Genomic DNA, 14,544 nt, shown 5'->3' with positions numbered 1-14,544 from the left:
TTCCGGGTTGGTTGTTATTCGGCTTCGGCCGGGGTTTCCGGGGCCTCAGTGGGTGTTTCCGAAGCTGGTTCTTGGGTGGCTTCCGCAGCGGCTGCGGGTTCTGCAGCGGCGGCGGCTGCCGGAGCTTCAGCGGCCTTCTTCTCTTGCAGTGCGGCCGCCAGCCGGGCGACCTGTGAAGCCGGAGCGTTGAACAGCCCGGCCGCCTTGGCGAGGTTGCCCTTCATCGCACCGGCCAGCTTGGCCAGCAGCACCTCGCGCGATTCGAGATCGGCGATGCGCTCGACTTCGGCGACCGTCAGTGCACGGCCGTCCATGTAGCCGCCCTTGATGACCAGCGCCTTGTGTTCCTTGGCGAAGGTCTTGATGGCCTTGGCGGCGTCGACCGGTTCCCCGGTGACGAATGCGATGGCCGTCGGGCCGGCGAAGAGCTCGTCGAGCCCCTCCACCCCGGCTTCCGAAGCCGCACGCTTGACCAGCGTGTTCTTGGCCACCGAGTAGGTGGCCGCGCCGTTAAGCGAGCGCCGCAGCTCGGCCAGGTTGGCCACGGTCAGACCGCGGTACTCCGTGATCAGAGTCGCGGTCGCTTCCTTGAACTGCTCGGCGATGTCTGCAACGGCGGTGGCCTTGTCAGCCCTGGCCATGCCTACCTCCTGAAGTCAAAGTCATACGACGTGTCGTCTCGATTCCCCCGCAGAACGACGAACGCCCCGGCGCAGAAGCGGCCGGGGCGTGGAAAACACGCCGGCGTGAGCCGGCGTTAGTGCCTCGTCCTCCTGCGTGGGCCGCCGGGATGTCCCGGACCTTCAACCGATTGCTCGGTGACCGACGGTCTTCGGTGGATCGGCTAACAGAATAGCCTGACCACGCCCGGTCAGCCAAAACGGCGTCGGCCGACAACTCACGGCTCAGGTGACGGCGATGGCCAGCAGGACGAACACCGCCAGCAGCAGGATCACCCGGACCCGGTGCCGTCGATCCCACTTGGCGGCGAGCTCGCGCGAGAACTCACCGGTGCTCGGCCACTTCGCGATGCGGTTGTTCAGCGGCACCAGCATGGTGATCGTCAGCAGTACCGCGACGGCCATCAGGCCGGCGGCGAGGGCGCAGAGCCAGTCGCGCGGGGCTCCGCGCTGGTCGACGGCCAGCGTCACCAACAGCAGCAGCACGACGGCATACCAGAAGGGCATCGTCGTGCCGAGCGCTCGACCGGACCCGCCGCGGGCCGCGCGGTAGGCGTCGTCGGGCAGCCGGGCGATGAGCGGGTTGAAGAACACCGCGACCGCCAGCTCCACGCCGACCATCAGTCCGGTGACTACAACCGCGAGTGCGTCGATGCTGTGGTTCATGGCATTGACCTTCGCGGTTATGCTGACAATTATCAAGGTACTGACAAATTAGTCAGCGTAGGGAGCGTCCGATGGCGGTGTCCAAGAAGGAAGTGAGCGACTGCCCGATCGACGCAGCGCTGTCGGTCATCGACGGCCGCTGGAAGGGCACCATCCTGTGGCGACTGTGCGACGGGCCGATGCGGACGGCCGAATTGCGGCGCAGCATCCCCGGCATCACCGAGCGCATGCTGATCCGGCATCTGCACGAACTGGTCGACGCCGGGATCATCGACCGCCACGACGCCCGCACCGTGCCGCCGTGTGTGCACTATTCGCTCTCCGAGTACGGCAGGACGCTGGGTCCAGTGCTGGCGAGTCTGTGCGACTGGGGCCGAAAGCACATGCAGCGGGTCAGCTGAGGCTCGCCAGCCGGGCCGCGCCGATCAGTCCGGCTGACCCACCGAGCTCGCCCGGCACCACCCGCAGCCCGGACAAGAAGTCCAGGCCGGCGTATTCGGACAGCTTCGCGCGCAGCGGGTCGAATAGCAGCGGCCCGGATTTGGCCACACCTCCGCCGATCACCACCAGATCCAAGTCGCACACCGCGCCGACCGAGGCGATCATCGCGGCCAGCGCATTGGCGCCTCGGTGAAAGGCTTTCTGGGCCAACGGGTCTGACGCCGCCGCCGCGGCGGCCAGGTCGCTGGCACCGGCACCGGGCGGTGCCGACCACCCGTTTTCTCGTGCCCAGCGCACCATCCACGGCCCGGAGGCGAAGGTCTCCACGCAGCCGTGGCCGCCGCAGGTGCACAGCCGGCCGTCCAGTTCGACCACCACGTGCCCGACGTGTCCGGCATTGCCGGTGCGCCCCGAGTACGGGACACCGTCGAGCACCAGTCCGCCGCCCACCCCGGTGGACACCACCATGCCCAGCAGAAACCGGGCGTCCGGGCCGGCGCTCTTCCCCGCACCAATCCAGTGCTCCCCCAACGCCATACAGACGCCGTCGCCGGCCAGCAGCACCGGTAGTCCGGGCACTGTCGCAGCGACCTTGTCGCGCAACGGGAAACGATCCCAACTGCCGATGTTGATCGGGCTGACCGATCCGCTGCGCAGATCGATGGGCCCGGCCGATGCGATCCCCACGGCGCCGACCGCGGCGTCGGCCGCGGCCAGCGCGTCGGCGATCATCGCTTCGATGACGGCCCAGACCGCTTCGGCCGCTGTGGTGATCGGCGTGGGGCGGATGGCGGTGTACACCAGCTTGCCCGCCGAATCTGCCAGCGCAGCAGCGATTTTGGTGCCGCCGATGTCCAGGCAGAGGGTAAGCATGGCGCTCAGTGCCGGTGGGTGTTGTCGGGCTGACGGGGATCGCCGGGATGCTCGTAGCCGGGTGCGAGTTGCACCAGCTCGGCGCGCCGCGCGTCCAGCCACAATCGGAAGGCGCGTCGCCGCGCGGCGCCGCGCAGGTGCTCGCCGATCGCCGACCGCACTTCGTCCAGCGGCGGGCCGGTCAAGGCCGTTGTGTGCCAGCCGTGTTCGTCTCGCACGGGCGTGGCGAAGCGCAGCGGGTTGCGGGCGTGATACGCGGCCACCTCGGTGTCGGCCACCTGCACCCCGGCGGTGACGTCGGCGAACAGCGAGCGGGCACGCGGGTCGGCCAGCACGGCCGCGGCGATGCTGCCGATCTCCAGCCGGGCGGTCACGTCGGGCAGCAGCTCCTCCCCGGACGGTGCGTCGCGCCCGCTCAACCCGCGCGCGGCCGCCTCCGCGGCGACCACCCGCTCGGTGACGATCAGTTGGGTCAGCCAGCGCCGCAGTTGCCGGCCCTCGCTGGTGCCGCTCACCGGCAGGGCGGCCGCTCCCCGCGCGGTGCGCAGCCGCGCTTCGGCCGCGTCGAGGACGCTCGGCGCAACGGGCACACCCGCGACGATCGCGATGGGACGCATCCTCACCTCACCGTCACCTTCACCGCCGGCGAGTAGACCAGTCGGCCGGCGCAGCCGATCCGCACCAGCGCCCACCACTGGCCGGGTTCCAGCCAGGCCGGCGGGTTCAGTTGGAAGCCTAGGTCCACGGTGCCGCGGGCGGGCAGCACCGCGCCGAGCGCGCCCGGACCCATCCATTCCCAAGTGCCCCAGGGGCTGATCAGATGCGCCTCCAGCGCCAGGTCGGCGCCGGCGCCGGCGCCGCTGCCGACGGTCACGGCCAGTGCGCCCGCTTCACCGGGCCGCAGCGTGACCTCGGCGGGCCCGTCGGCCAGGTAGATGAGCTCACCGGCCGGCCGGCCGACCGCCACCACGCAGACGTCCTCGACGGGTTGCCGCCAGCAAGGCGGGACGCTGTCGCCGGTGATGCGGAGTTCGGCTCGGACCGGGTAGCGACCCGGTTCGGCGCCGGCCGGGACCGTCACCTCCACGTCGACGTGCCGATGCTCGCCGCTGCGCAGCGTGACCGGCAGCTTGGCGCGCTTGGCCGTCCAGCCATCCGGACAGCCGAGGACGACCGAGCCGTGCAAGGTGGCATCGGTGCTGTCGCTGGACACGGTGAGACGCAGCGTCACCACGCTGCCCGGCTCCGCGGTCACCTGCGACGGGTGCAGGTGGGCGACCGCCGGCAGACCCCCCAGCGGCGCGGGGCCTCGATTGTGCAGCCAATACCGGGCGTACAGCGGCTGCGCGGCCTCGGCGTGCGGCGCCAGGTCGGCGGCGTCGGTCGACGCCTTGGGCATGTCGATTCGGGCCAGCACCGTCGCCACCTGATAGCCGTGCAGGTCGACCGAGCCCACAGGTTGCGACGGGTTTTCCAGCAGATCGGCGCATTTCAGGTCGCTCACCGTTGCGACGTCCGAGCCGAGGACGACGCGGCCGCCCGCCCCGGTCGTCTCCACCAGGCGCAGGGCCACCGCGTGCGGGTCCAGCGGCGCGGCGCTGCCCGCGGCCAGTGGATTTCCGGCGGCCTTGAGGGCGGCCAGCTGTACCGAGTGGGCGGGTTCGACGCTCAGCAGCGATCCGGCGGGCGGCAGTACACCGCGACGCCGGCTCGGTGTGACCGCCAGCAGTGGCTGGGCGAACTGCGCGCTGCGGGTAGGGATGTCGGCACGCCGCCAGTCGCCCGCCGCGCTGACCAACGCGTAGTCGAAGACGTGCGTCCAGTGCTGGAGTTGAAAGTTGGAGCCGTCCGGCGCGGTGCGGCGCGGGTCGTCGATCCAGATGCCCGACGGCCAGCCGGTGCACGAACGCATCAGCGCGGTGTGCAGGGTGCCCTCGGTGTCGACGGCGAAGCTGGGCACTCCACGGTTGAGCAGTGCGACGGTGCGGTCTTCGAAAGCGTCTGTCCCCGAAGGCGATTGCTGAGTCACGAGGATCTCGGCGTCGGCGAGATCCTCGGCCAGCTCGGCGATCGCGGCCCGCAGGTTCTGCTCGTCGCGCCCGGCGATCACCAGCACCGGCAACGCCCGCACCGGACGCAGGTCGGCATCGGGCACCCACACCGCGTCCAGCGGCGTCGCGGCCGGCACCCACACCCTGGCCCGGCCGGTGGAAGCCAACTGGCGGTCCAGTTCATCGGAGTACGCCGTACCGGCGTCGGCCAGCACGGCCGCGGCGAAGCCGTTGTGCGCCGGCCCGCCCAGCGCGATGCGCGCGTCGGGCAGATTGGAGTCCACCTCGAGGTGGCCGTAGCGCGGTTTGTCAGCGGCGCTGCAGGTGGCGGTGACGCCGGCGCGAACCAGCGCGACCATCAACTCCCGGGCCAGCGGCCCGGACTCCGCCTCCGTGGGTGACACCACCTCGGCGACGGACACCGCGCGTACGCCGGCGCCGGATATCCGCACCCGGACCGCCGAGGACAGCCCGAACCAGCCGTACGCGGGGTTGTCCAAGGCCCACAGGTGCCGGGCGGCATCCACCGAGCGGGACCCCTCGTGCAGCAGCGCGAAACCGCGGCCGACCACCGCGTCGCCCACCTCACTGACCGGCATGGCACCCGGCACCGGGCATGGCCAGCGCAGCCGCACCAGCTGGTCGGCGCCGCTGAACTCGTCGATCGTGGTCTGGCACTCCACCCGCGCCACCCCACGCAGCAGCGTCAGGGTTTGGGTGTAGCGCAGCAGCGTGCCGATCCGGCCGTGCACCACGACCCGCTCACCAAGTGGCCCACGGTAGGCCTGCACCCGGGCGGGCGACTCCGACGAGCACACCACCGGGCCCTTGGGCAGCAGGTGCCACGGGCCCTCACCCTGCGTCGGATGCGCCGGGTATTCCTCATAGACGGCGAGCTCGTTGCCCACCCGCCCGTCACCGATCAACTCGCGGCCGTCATGCACCCAGGACGAGACCGACCCGCCGCGCACCGCGTCGACCTCGACGCGGTGGTGCTCGTTGCAGATCACCGACCCCGGCACTGGTTCCCAGCCGGCCGGTTCGTCTTGCTCATGCGCGGCCACCAACCGATACGCCCGCCAACCCAGCGACGGCACGTCGCGCGCCAGCCAGCTGACCGACCGGCCGTCGTGCTCGACGTGCGCCGGCTGCTCGGCACCGTCGGCGTCGAGTACCCGCACCCGGGCGCCGAGCGGCCGGTCCAGGTGTGCGGTGACGATGTCGGTGCGGCGGCAAGACAGCGGATTCCACACGACCACGTCATCCTCAGCGGTACCGACGGCGCTGGACAGCAGCGCCAGCGCATTGTCCCGGGCGGTTCGGCCCAGTTCCCAGGCGTCGCGCCAGCCGGTGAGCAGATCGAGGTAGACCTGATCGGATTCCGAGCCGGTGATGGCGTCGTGATGTGCGCCGTAGGCCAGCTGCACCCAGGCCTTGGCCAGGGCGGCCTGCGGGTAGCCGGCGCCGGTCATCAGGCCGGCGAACACCGCGAAGCGTTCGGCCTGCAACACGATGTTCTCCGCGGCCCGGTTGGCCTGCTTGGTGTCGATGTAGGACACGTCCTTGCCGGTGTAGATCGGGTTCATGTCCCGGGTCTGGGGCGAGGGCACGCAGTCGCGCTGGGCCAGTTCGGCGCGCACCGCCGCGAAGAACTCGCTGGGCAGCGCGCACACGAAGCGCGGCCAGGTGTAGCGGGCGGCCCAGTCGCGGTGGATCTCGGTGACCCACTTGTTGGGCGGCGTGTAATCGGTGCCGACGGGCAGCAGCACATTGCGGGTCAACGCGACCCGTTTGAGCTGATCGAAGAGCTCATAGGTGGCGGCCTCGGCCTCGCCCAGCGACGTCGACGAATCCATCCACCAGCCCGCCGAATAGTGCGCGGGCATGTAGTGGGTGAGCAGGCCGCGGCCCGATGGTGAGATCCACTCGAACTCGCTGCAGAACTGCATCCCGGCCATGCCCGCCCCGCTGTGCGCCGGACCCCACTGGTGGTGCGGTCCCCTGGCCCACGAGCTAGAGGTCAGACCCGCGTCGGCGGCCATGCCGGGAAACTGCGGATCGTGACCGAACACATCGAGCTGCCAGGCGGTGGCCGGGTTGGCTCCCAGGACGTGGCGTTGAAAACCGGTGCCGTGCACTAGGTTTCGAATCGTCGTTTCCGGGCTGGTGAGGTTGGTGTTGGGTTCGTTGTAGGCGCCGCCCATCACCTCGACGCGGCCTTGGTCGATGAACCGGCGCAGATCGGCCCGGTCTTCGGGGTGGGTGTCCCAGTACGGCTTGAGGTAGTCGACCTCGGCCAGCACGAACTTGTACTCGGGATCGCGGCGCGCCATCTCCAGATGGGCGTGCACCAGCTCGAATCCGTTGGTCTGGCGGGCGCGCCCGGGCGGGTCCTCGGTCCACTCGCTGGTGTAGGCGCCCTGGGTGTTCCACCACACCGGGTCGTAGTGGAAGTGGCTGACCATGAACATGGTCCACCCGGGCTCGGCGACGGTGAAGTCGAACGACAGCGCCGCACCACCGGCGTGCGCCCGCGCGCGCCGGCGCTCACCGACGACGGGCTCGTCGACCGTCACCGCCACCTCGACAACCTCGCATCCGGGTTCGGCGATCACCTGTCCGCGCAGACCGAGGCCGTCGATGCGGACGCTGGTGGGCCTTGCGCACTCGGATACGGCGACGCGGACCACCTGCAGCGGTGTGTCGGGGGGCCCGACGAAGAGCTCGGTCGACTCGGCCTTGGTCATTTGCATGCCGAAACCACCTGCATCCCCGCACCTTACGGCGATCGAGACCTAGGATCGACCAATGCCCGCCCTCGCCCCGCCGGTAGCCGACGAACGCAGTGCCTTGCGCGAATTCCTGGCCTTTCACCAGAGCGCCTATTTCGCGGTCAGCCATGGCCTCACCGACGAACAGGCCCGGTCCACGCCCTCGGTCAGTGCGCTTTCGATCGGCGGGCTGATCAAGCACGCCACCGGCATGCAACGCAGTTGGATGGCGCGCGTCGCCGCCGCCCCCGACATGCCACCGAAAGACACCCGCCCGTTCGAACAGATCGCGACGGAGTTCGCCGAACAGCACGTGATGCGGCCCGACGAGACGCTGGCCGGGCTGCTGGCGGAGTTCGAGGCGCAGAACGCGACATCACTGCGGCTGGCGGAGGCCGCGGACCTAGACGCCGCGGTGCCCGTTCCGCAGGACATCCCGTGGTTTCCCAAAAACCAGCAGGCCTGGTCGGTGCGCTGGGTGATCCTGCACGTGATCAACGAGCTGGCCCGGCATGCCGGGCACGCCGACATCATCCGGGAGACGATCGACGGCGCCACCATGTACGAGTTGATCGCGGCGCGGGAGGGCTGGGCGATCCAGGGCTGGGTGCAGCCCTGGAAAAGAGCGGAAGAGCGCTGAGCGTCGAAGTCGCAGGATTGGGACTCTTTGCTGCCGATTTGGCACACTGCACTGATGAGCTCTGCCAAACATCGAGAGGGGGCCAAGCTCGACCGGGTGCCACTACCGGTCGAAGCGGCCCGGGTTGCCGTGACAGGTTGGCAGGTCACCCGCACCGCCGCTCGCATCCTCACCAAGCTGCCGGCCAAGGGGCCCTGGCAGCAGAAGGTGATCAAACAGCTCCCGCAGACCTTCGCCGACCTGGGACCGACGTACGTCAAGTTCGGACAGATCATCGCGTCCAGTCCCGGGGCGTTCGGCGAATCGCTGTCCCGCGAGTTCCGCGGCCTGCTCGACCGGGTGCCGCCCGCCGACTCCGAAGAGGTGCACAAGCTCTTCGTCGAAGACCTCGGCGGCGACCCGTCCGAGTTGTTCGCCAAATGGGACGAGACGCCCTTCGCGTCGGCGTCCATCGCGCAGGTGCACTACGCCACCCTGCACACCGGCGAGGAGGTCGTCGTCAAAATCCAGCGCCCAGGCATCCGGCGCCGGGTGGCGGCCGACCTGCAGATCCTCAAGCGTTTCGCCCAGGCCGTCGAGCTGGCCAAGCTGGGCCGCCGGCTCTCGGCGCAAGACGTGGTCGCCGACTTCTCCGACAACCTGGCCGAGGAGCTGAATTTCCGGCTGGAGGCGCAGTCGATGGAGGCCTGGGTGTCACACCTGCACGCCTCACCGCTCGGCCGAAACATCCGGGTGCCGCAGGTGTTCTGGGATTTCACCAGCGATCGGGTGCTGACGATGGAACGGGTGCACGGCATCCGCATCGACGACGTCGCCGCCATCCGCAAGGCCGGGTTCGACGGTGTCGAGCTGGTGAAGGCGCTGCTGTTCTCGCTTTTCGAGGGCGGGCTGCGGCACGGGCTGTTCCACGGCGACCTGCACGCGGGCAACCTCTACGTCGACGAACAGGGCCGCATCGTGTTCTTCGACTTCGGCATCATGGGCCGCATCGACCCGCGCACCCGCTGGCTGCTGCGCGAACTGGTGTACGCGCTGCTGGTCAAGAAGGACCACGCGGCGGCGGGCAAGATCGTGGTGCTGATGGGTGCCGTCGGCACCATGAAGCCCGAGGCGCAGGCCGCCAAGGACCTGGAGAAGTTCGCCACCCCGCTGACCATGCAGACCCTGGGCGACATGTCGTATGCCGACATCGGGCGGCAGCTCTCCGCGCTGGCGGACGCCTACGACGTCAAACTGCCCCGCGAGCTGGTGCTGATCGGCAAGCAATTCCTCTACGTCGAGCGGTACATGAAGCTGCTGGCGCCCAAGTGGCAAATGATGTCGGATCCGCAGCTGACCGGCTATTTCGCGAACTTCATGGTCGAAGTCAGCCGCGAGCACCAATCCGACGTCGAGGTATAGGAGCTTTTTCTGGTGCAGGTGCGTACGGGGCACGCCATTTCCGGCGATTTGAAGCTGTACTACGAGGACATGGGCGACATCGACGATCCGCCCGTCCTGCTGATCATGGGACTGGGAGCCCAGCTGCTGCTGTGGCGGGTGGCGTTCTGCGAGAAGCTGGTCAGCAACGGCCTGCGGGTCATCCGGTATGACAACCGCGACGTCGGGCTGTCCAGCAAAACCCAGCACCGTAGCTCGGGTCAGCCACTGGTGATCAGGCTGCTCCGGTCCTGGTTGGGTTTACCCAGCCATTCGGCATACAAGCTGGAAGACATGGCCGACGACGCCGCGGCGGTGCTGGATCAGCTGGGCATCGAGCGCGCCCACATCGTGGGGGCGTCGATGGGCGGCATGATCGCGCAGATCTTCGCAGCGCGTTTCCGTGAGCGGACCAAAACGCTGGCGGTCATCTTCTCCAGCAACAATTCGGCGCTACTCCCCCCGCCGGCCCCGCGCGCGCTGCTGGCATTGCTCAAGGGCCCACCGCCGGACTCACCGCGCGAGGTGATCATCGACAACGCGGTGCGCGTCGGCAATATCATCGGCGGCGCGCGTTACCGCGTGCCCGAAGAACAGGCCCGAGCCGAGGCCGCCGAAGGCTACGACCGCAACTACTACCCGCAGGGCGTCGCGCGGCATTTCGGCGCGGTGCTGGGCAGCGGCAGCCTGCGTCGCTACAACCGGCAGACCACCGCGCCCACCGTGGTGATCCACGGCCGGGCGGACAAACTGATGCGGCCGTTCGGTGGCCGCGCGGTGGCCAGGGCCATCGAGGGTGCCCGATTGGTGACCTTCGACGGCATGGGTCATGATCTTCCGCAGCAGTTGTGGGATCAGGTGATCGGCGTGCTGACGCAAAACTTCAGCAAGGCAAGTTAGCCAAAAAGACTTGATAGAAACGCATCCCCGTGATTTTCAGTCCATGTCGCGGGGCTGTACGGTTGGCACAGAAGGGTGGGTGTTCAATTGGCCAAGCTGAAGCCGTATTACGAAGAGTCGCAGGCGACCTACGACATTTCGGACGACTTCTTTGCTCTCTTCCTCGATCCAAACATGGTGTATACCTGCGCCTACTTCAAGAACGATGACATGTCCTTGGAAGAGGCTCAGCTCGCCAAGATCGATCTGGCGCTGGACAAGATGAAACTCGAGCCGGGAATGACGGTGCTGGACGTCGGATGCGGTTGGGGCGGCGCCGTGGTCCGCGCGGTGGAGAAATACGACGTAAATGTCATTGGCATCACGCTGAGCCGCAACCATTACGCGCGCACCAAGGCCAGGCTGGCCGCGATCCCGACAACGCGGCACACCGAGGCCCGTTTGCAGGGTTGGGAAGAGTTTGACGGGCAAGTCGATCGGATCATCAGCTTCGAGGCCTTCGACGCATTCAAAAAGGAACGCTGGCCCGCGTTCTGGGATTGGGCCTATAAGACCCTTCCCGAAGGCAGCCGAATGCTGATGCACAGCATTTTCACCCATCCGCAGTCGTACTGGCACGAACACGGCATCACGATCACGATGTCGGATCTGCGATTCTTGCGCTTCCTCGGCAAGGAAATCTTCCCCGGCGGGCACATGTGCGGCGAGCCCGATATCGTCGACTATTCCCGAGCCAGCGGATTCTCGCTCGAGCAGGTCCAATATCTGCAGCCGCATTACGCGCGCACGCTGGACATGTGGGCGGCCAATCTTGCGGCCAATCGCGAACGCGCCATCGCCATCCAGTCCGAAGAGGTTTACGACCGCTACATGCGCTATCTGACCGGCTGCGCGGAGCTTTTCCGCAAAGGTATCTCGAACGTGGCCCAGTACACGCTCACCAAGTGACACCGAGTCGTCCCACCCGCATGCTGCGGTCGGGGCCCGGGTGGACGTGCACCAGTTCGGCCTGCAAAAGTAGACTCCATATCCGCGGTCGGGGTCGCGACGCGCACTCGCACCCTTGGCGAAATCACGCCGGTCCGTTGGGTATCGTTGCAGGTCAGATCAGACCCCTAGGACGCGTGCGCGGGTTGTAGGAAGTGAACCTCATCCAGGAGAACAGGACGAAAATGGCTGAGCAACCGACTAGCCCGACAAAGACGCGGACGCGTTCGGAAGACATCCAGGCGCATTACGACGTCTCCGACGACTTCTTCGGCCTGTTCCAGGACCCGACCCGGACCTACAGCTGCGCTTACTTCCAACGCGACGACATGAGCCTGGAAGAGGCCCAGTACGCCAAGATCGACCTCAACCTGGACCAGCTGGACCTCAAGCCGGGCATGACCTTGCTGGACATCGGCTGCGGGTGGGGCACCACCATGAAGCGCGCCGTTGAGAAGTACGACGTCAATGTCATCGGGCTGACGCTGTCCAAGAATCAGCACGCCCGGTCCCAGCAACTGCTGGCCGACGTCGACACCAACCGCTCTCGCGAGGTGCGACTGCAGAACTGGGAGGACTTCGCCGAGCCGGTCGACCGCATCGTGTCGATCGAGGCCTTCGAGCACTTCGGCCACGAGAACTACGACGATTTCTTCAAGCGGACGTTCGACATCATGCCCGAGGACGGCCGGATGACCGTGCAGAGCAGCGTCAGCTACCACCCGTACGACCTGGCCGCGCGCGGCAAGAAGCTGAGCTTCGAAACGGCCCGGTTCATCAAGTTCATCCTCACCGAGATCTTCCCCGGCGGCCGGCTGCCGTCCACCCAGATGATGGTCGATCACGGTGAGAAGGCGGGATTTATTGTGCCCGAACCGCTTTCACTGCGACCGCACTACATCAAAACGTTGCACATCTGGGGCGACACGCTCGAGTCGAACCGGGACAAGGCCATCGAGGTCACCTCCGAAGAGGTCTACAACCGCTACATCAAGTACCTGCGCGGCTGCGAGTACTACTTCACCGACGAGGCGCTCGATGTGAGCCTGGTGACCTATCTCAAGCCGGGTGCCGCCGCCTGATTTCTTCGGGGCGAGTGTCGGATTAGCGCTGCGCGGTTCGTCGAGTAGGTAGAGAGTGGAGCACGGGGCTTCGCTCACTATCCGGAGGTGACGAACATGCAGTATTTCGCCTTATTGATCAGCAGGGAGCAGGACCGCACACCCGATGACCGGGCCACCGCGATGGCAGCATGGCAGAACTTTCACGCCAAAGCCGCCTCGGCGATCAAATCCGGAGACGCGCTGGCGCCCGCTGCCGCGGCAGCGGTGATCACCGGAGGCCCGGACGCGCCAACCGTCACCGACGGTCCCTTCGCCGAGTCCGCCGAGGTGGCCTGCGGCTACTACGTGTTCGAGGCGGAAAACCTTGACGAGGCGCTGGCGCTGGCGCGTGATATCCCACTCGCCAGCTATGGGGCCGTAGAGGTATGGCCGGCGGTCCACTCGATCGAGCTGTCCCGCAAGTTGACCGGCAATGACTGGCTCGCGTTGCTGCTGGAACCGCCCGCGTCCGCACATACACCGGGCACACCGGAGTGGGATGCGGTGGCGGCAAAGCACGCCGATCTACACGCGGCCGCGGGCGATCACATCATCGGCGGCGCCGCGTTGCACGACCGGTCCACGGCCACGACCGTGCGGGTGCGCGACGGCGAGGTCCTGATTACGGACGGGCCCTATGTGGAAGGCGCCGAAATCGCCACCGGGATCTATCTGTTGAGTGCCGCGGACCGCGAAGAGGCCGTCAAGCTCGCGTCGATGATCCCCGCCTCGACCGTGCAGGTGCGGCAGCTGGCTGGCATCTCCGCACTGTAGCTGTCGCGAATGCCCAACCTGGACGGCGTCTTTCGTCGGGAATGGGGTCCGGCCGTGGCCGCGCTGGCGCGCTGGTCGGGTGACCTCACCGTCGCCGAGGACGCCGTCCAGGAGGCCTGCGCCGAAGCGCTGCGCAGCTGGCCGCGCGACGGGATGCCCGATAACCCGGGCGGGTGGCTGGTGACGGTCGGCCGCAATCGCGCCCGGGATCGGTTGCGCCGCGAATCAGCGCGTCCCGGAAAGGAATTGGCAGCCTTGAAGAGCTACGTGGACGACATGCGGGCACGCACCGATCACAGCGACCCGCACCCGGTTCGCGATGACGAGCTGCGGATGATGTTCACCTGTGCCCATCCGGCGCTGGACCGGCAATCTCAACTGGCCCTGACGCTGCGGCTGGTGTCGGGTTTGACCGTCGGCGAGATCGCCCGCGCGCTGCTGCAGACCGAGGCGGCGATCGGTCAGCGAATCACCCGCGCCAAGAACAAGGTTCGGCATGCCAACATTCCGCTGCGGGTACCGCCGGCCGAGTTGCTGCCCGAGCGTACACCCCACGTGTTCGCCTGCGTCTATTCGGTTTTCACCGAGGGCTACTGGTCCACCGCGGGCCCCTCGGCGATCCGGGACGACCTGTGCGACGAAGGGATCCGGCTGGGCGGGGAGCTGTGTGCGCTGCTGCCCGACGAGCCGGAGGCGCACGCCTTGTCGGCGTTGATGTTGCTGCATGATTCGCGGCGCGCGACCCGGGTGGACGACAACGGAATGCTGGTGCCGCTCGAGGAGCAGGATCGGCGCCGATGGGACCGCGGGCGCATTTCCCGTGGCCTCGAGCGGTTGCGCCAAGCCCAGGGCTCGACGGGCGCCTATCTGCCCCAGGCCGTGATCGCCGCGCTGCATGCCACGGCACCGTCCTGGGAGCAAACCGACTGGGTCGCCATCTGCACCGCCTACGACCGGCTGTTCGGACTGACCCACTCGCCGGTGGTCGCCGCCAACCGGGCACTGGCGATCGGCTTGCGCGACGGACCCGACGCCGGCCTGTCCGCCCTGGATAAGGTGGCACACGATCCGCGGCTCGGCCGCTCCAATCTTGTTGCGACCGTACGCGCCGACCTGCTGCGGCGCGCCGGCAGACCCGCCGATGCACTCACCTGGTATCGAATGGCGTTGCAGTCCAACGGCTCTGACCCGGGCCGTGAATTTCTGCGGCGGCGCATCGTCGAGTGCGGCGGTTAGCCG

13 protein-coding genes are annotated in these 14,544 nt (G+C 67.8%); 8 read left to right on the top strand and 5 right to left on the bottom strand.

Annotated elements, in window-relative coordinates:
• Positions 1-14: 14 nt before the first annotated feature.
• Together rplJ and A5625_RS22370 are read right to left on the bottom strand one after the other, a co-directional pair.
• Positions 15-641 carry a 50S ribosomal protein L10 gene (rplJ, locus tag A5625_RS22375; protein ID WP_066999157.1) on the bottom strand — a complete coding sequence of 209 codons (627 nt, stop codon included), beginning with the start codon at positions 639-641 and terminating at the stop codon, positions 15-17.
• Positions 642-905: 264 nt separating this feature from the next.
• Positions 906-1,346 (bottom strand): DUF1772 domain-containing protein, encoded by a 441-nt coding sequence (locus A5625_RS22370; RefSeq protein ID WP_066999154.1) that lies wholly within the window; start codon positions 1,344-1,346, stop codon positions 906-908.
• 71 nt (positions 1,347-1,417) lie between these two features.
• On the opposite strand from A5625_RS22370, the gene A5625_RS22365 reads away from it, so the two are divergent.
• Positions 1,418-1,747 carry a helix-turn-helix domain-containing protein gene (locus A5625_RS22365; protein WP_066999152.1) on the top strand — a complete coding sequence of 110 codons (330 nt, stop codon included), beginning with the start codon at positions 1,418-1,420 and terminating at the stop codon, positions 1,745-1,747.
• Here A5625_RS22365 and A5625_RS22360 read toward each other — a convergent pair.
• From A5625_RS22360 to A5625_RS22350, 3 genes are read right to left on the bottom strand one after another with little or no spacing between them, the layout of a single operon-like run.
• Positions 1,740-2,660 carry an ROK family protein gene (locus tag A5625_RS22360; RefSeq protein ID WP_066999148.1) on the bottom strand — a complete coding sequence of 307 codons (921 nt, stop codon included), beginning with the start codon at positions 2,658-2,660 and terminating at the stop codon, positions 1,740-1,742. The two genes, A5625_RS22365 and A5625_RS22360, sit on opposite strands and share 8 nt — an antisense overlap.
• A 5-nt stretch (positions 2,661-2,665) precedes the next feature.
• A complete protein-coding gene (locus A5625_RS22355) occupies positions 2,666-3,277 on the bottom strand; it encodes a malonyl CoA-ACP transacylase (RefSeq protein WP_066999145.1) in 612 nt (203 codons plus the stop codon).
• Positions 3,278-3,279: 2 nt separating this feature from the next.
• On the bottom strand, positions 3,280-7,464 hold the full coding sequence (locus tag A5625_RS22350; RefSeq protein ID WP_066999141.1) for an NEW3 domain-containing protein: 4,185 nt from the start codon (positions 7,462-7,464) through the stop codon (positions 3,280-3,282).
• Positions 7,465-7,519: 55 nt separating this feature from the next.
• Between A5625_RS22350 and A5625_RS22345 the strand changes: the two genes are divergently transcribed.
• The 7 genes from A5625_RS22345 (at position 7,520) to A5625_RS22315 (ending at position 14,541) form a co-directional block, all read left to right on the top strand.
• Positions 7,520-8,122 carry a DinB family protein gene (locus A5625_RS22345; RefSeq protein ID WP_066999138.1) on the top strand — a complete coding sequence of 201 codons (603 nt, stop codon included), beginning with the start codon at positions 7,520-7,522 and terminating at the stop codon, positions 8,120-8,122.
• 54 nt (positions 8,123-8,176) lie between these two features.
• Positions 8,177-9,523: an AarF/ABC1/UbiB kinase family protein gene (locus A5625_RS22340; protein ID WP_066999135.1), complete on the top strand. Its 1,347-nt coding sequence runs from the start codon at positions 8,177-8,179 to the stop codon at positions 9,521-9,523.
• 69 nt (positions 9,524-9,592) lie between these two features.
• Positions 9,593-10,441 (top strand): alpha/beta fold hydrolase, encoded by an 849-nt coding sequence (locus tag A5625_RS22335; protein WP_369830035.1) that lies wholly within the window; start codon positions 9,593-9,595, stop codon positions 10,439-10,441.
• Between the two features lie 87 nt (positions 10,442-10,528).
• Positions 10,529-11,389: a cyclopropane mycolic acid synthase family methyltransferase gene (locus tag A5625_RS22330; RefSeq protein WP_066999544.1), complete on the top strand. Its 861-nt coding sequence runs from the start codon at positions 10,529-10,531 to the stop codon at positions 11,387-11,389.
• Between the two features lie 224 nt (positions 11,390-11,613).
• A complete protein-coding gene (gene mmaA4 / locus A5625_RS22325; protein ID WP_066999129.1) occupies positions 11,614-12,510 on the top strand; it encodes a hydroxymycolate synthase MmaA4 in 897 nt (298 codons plus the stop codon).
• Between the two features lie 96 nt (positions 12,511-12,606).
• Complete coding sequence (locus tag A5625_RS22320; RefSeq protein WP_066999126.1) at positions 12,607-13,305, top strand: YciI family protein; 699 nt, start codon at positions 12,607-12,609, stop codon at positions 13,303-13,305.
• A gap of 9 nt (positions 13,306-13,314) precedes the next feature.
• Entirely contained in the window at positions 13,315-14,541 is a 1,227-nt protein-coding gene (locus tag A5625_RS22315; RefSeq protein ID WP_066999122.1) for an RNA polymerase sigma factor, read from the top strand.
• Positions 14,542-14,544 lie beyond the last annotated feature (3 nt).

Origin of the sequence: Mycobacterium sp. 1465703.0 (assembly GCF_001672975.1) — a bacterium.
Taxonomy (GTDB): Bacteria; Actinomycetota; Actinomycetes; order Mycobacteriales; family Mycobacteriaceae; genus Mycobacterium.
The sequence above is the reverse complement of the archived record's forward strand: the minus strand, read 5'-3'. Positions and strand labels throughout refer to the sequence as shown.

Bases quoted from the DNA above. Each gene is read 5' to 3' on its own strand.
- rplJ (WP_066999157.1), bottom strand. From the start codon at position 641: ATGGCCAGGGCTGACAAGGCCACCGCCGTTGCAGACATCGCCGAGCAG.
- A5625_RS22370 (WP_066999154.1), bottom strand. From the start codon at position 1,346: ATGAACCACAGCATCGACGCACTCGCGGTTGTAGTCACCGGACTGATG.
- A5625_RS22365 (WP_066999152.1), top strand. From the start codon at position 1,418: ATGGCGGTGTCCAAGAAGGAAGTGAGCGACTGCCCGATCGACGCAGCG.
- A5625_RS22360 (WP_066999148.1), bottom strand. From the start codon at position 2,660: ATGCTTACCCTCTGCCTGGACATCGGCGGCACCAAAATCGCTGCTGCG.
- A5625_RS22355 (WP_066999145.1), bottom strand. From the start codon at position 3,277: ATGCGTCCCATCGCGATCGTCGCGGGTGTGCCCGTTGCGCCGAGCGTC.
- A5625_RS22350 (WP_066999141.1), bottom strand. From the start codon at position 7,464: ATGCAAATGACCAAGGCCGAGTCGACCGAGCTCTTCGTCGGGCCCCCC.
- A5625_RS22345 (WP_066999138.1), top strand. From the start codon at position 7,520: ATGCCCGCCCTCGCCCCGCCGGTAGCCGACGAACGCAGTGCCTTGCGC.
- A5625_RS22340 (WP_066999135.1), top strand. From the start codon at position 8,177: ATGAGCTCTGCCAAACATCGAGAGGGGGCCAAGCTCGACCGGGTGCCA.
- A5625_RS22335 (WP_369830035.1), top strand. From the start codon at position 9,593: ATGGGCGACATCGACGATCCGCCCGTCCTGCTGATCATGGGACTGGGA.
- mmaA4 (WP_066999129.1), top strand. From the start codon at position 11,614: ATGGCTGAGCAACCGACTAGCCCGACAAAGACGCGGACGCGTTCGGAA.
- A5625_RS22320 (WP_066999126.1), top strand. From the start codon at position 12,607: ATGCAGTATTTCGCCTTATTGATCAGCAGGGAGCAGGACCGCACACCC.
- A5625_RS22315 (WP_066999122.1), top strand. From the start codon at position 13,315: ATGCCCAACCTGGACGGCGTCTTTCGTCGGGAATGGGGTCCGGCCGTG.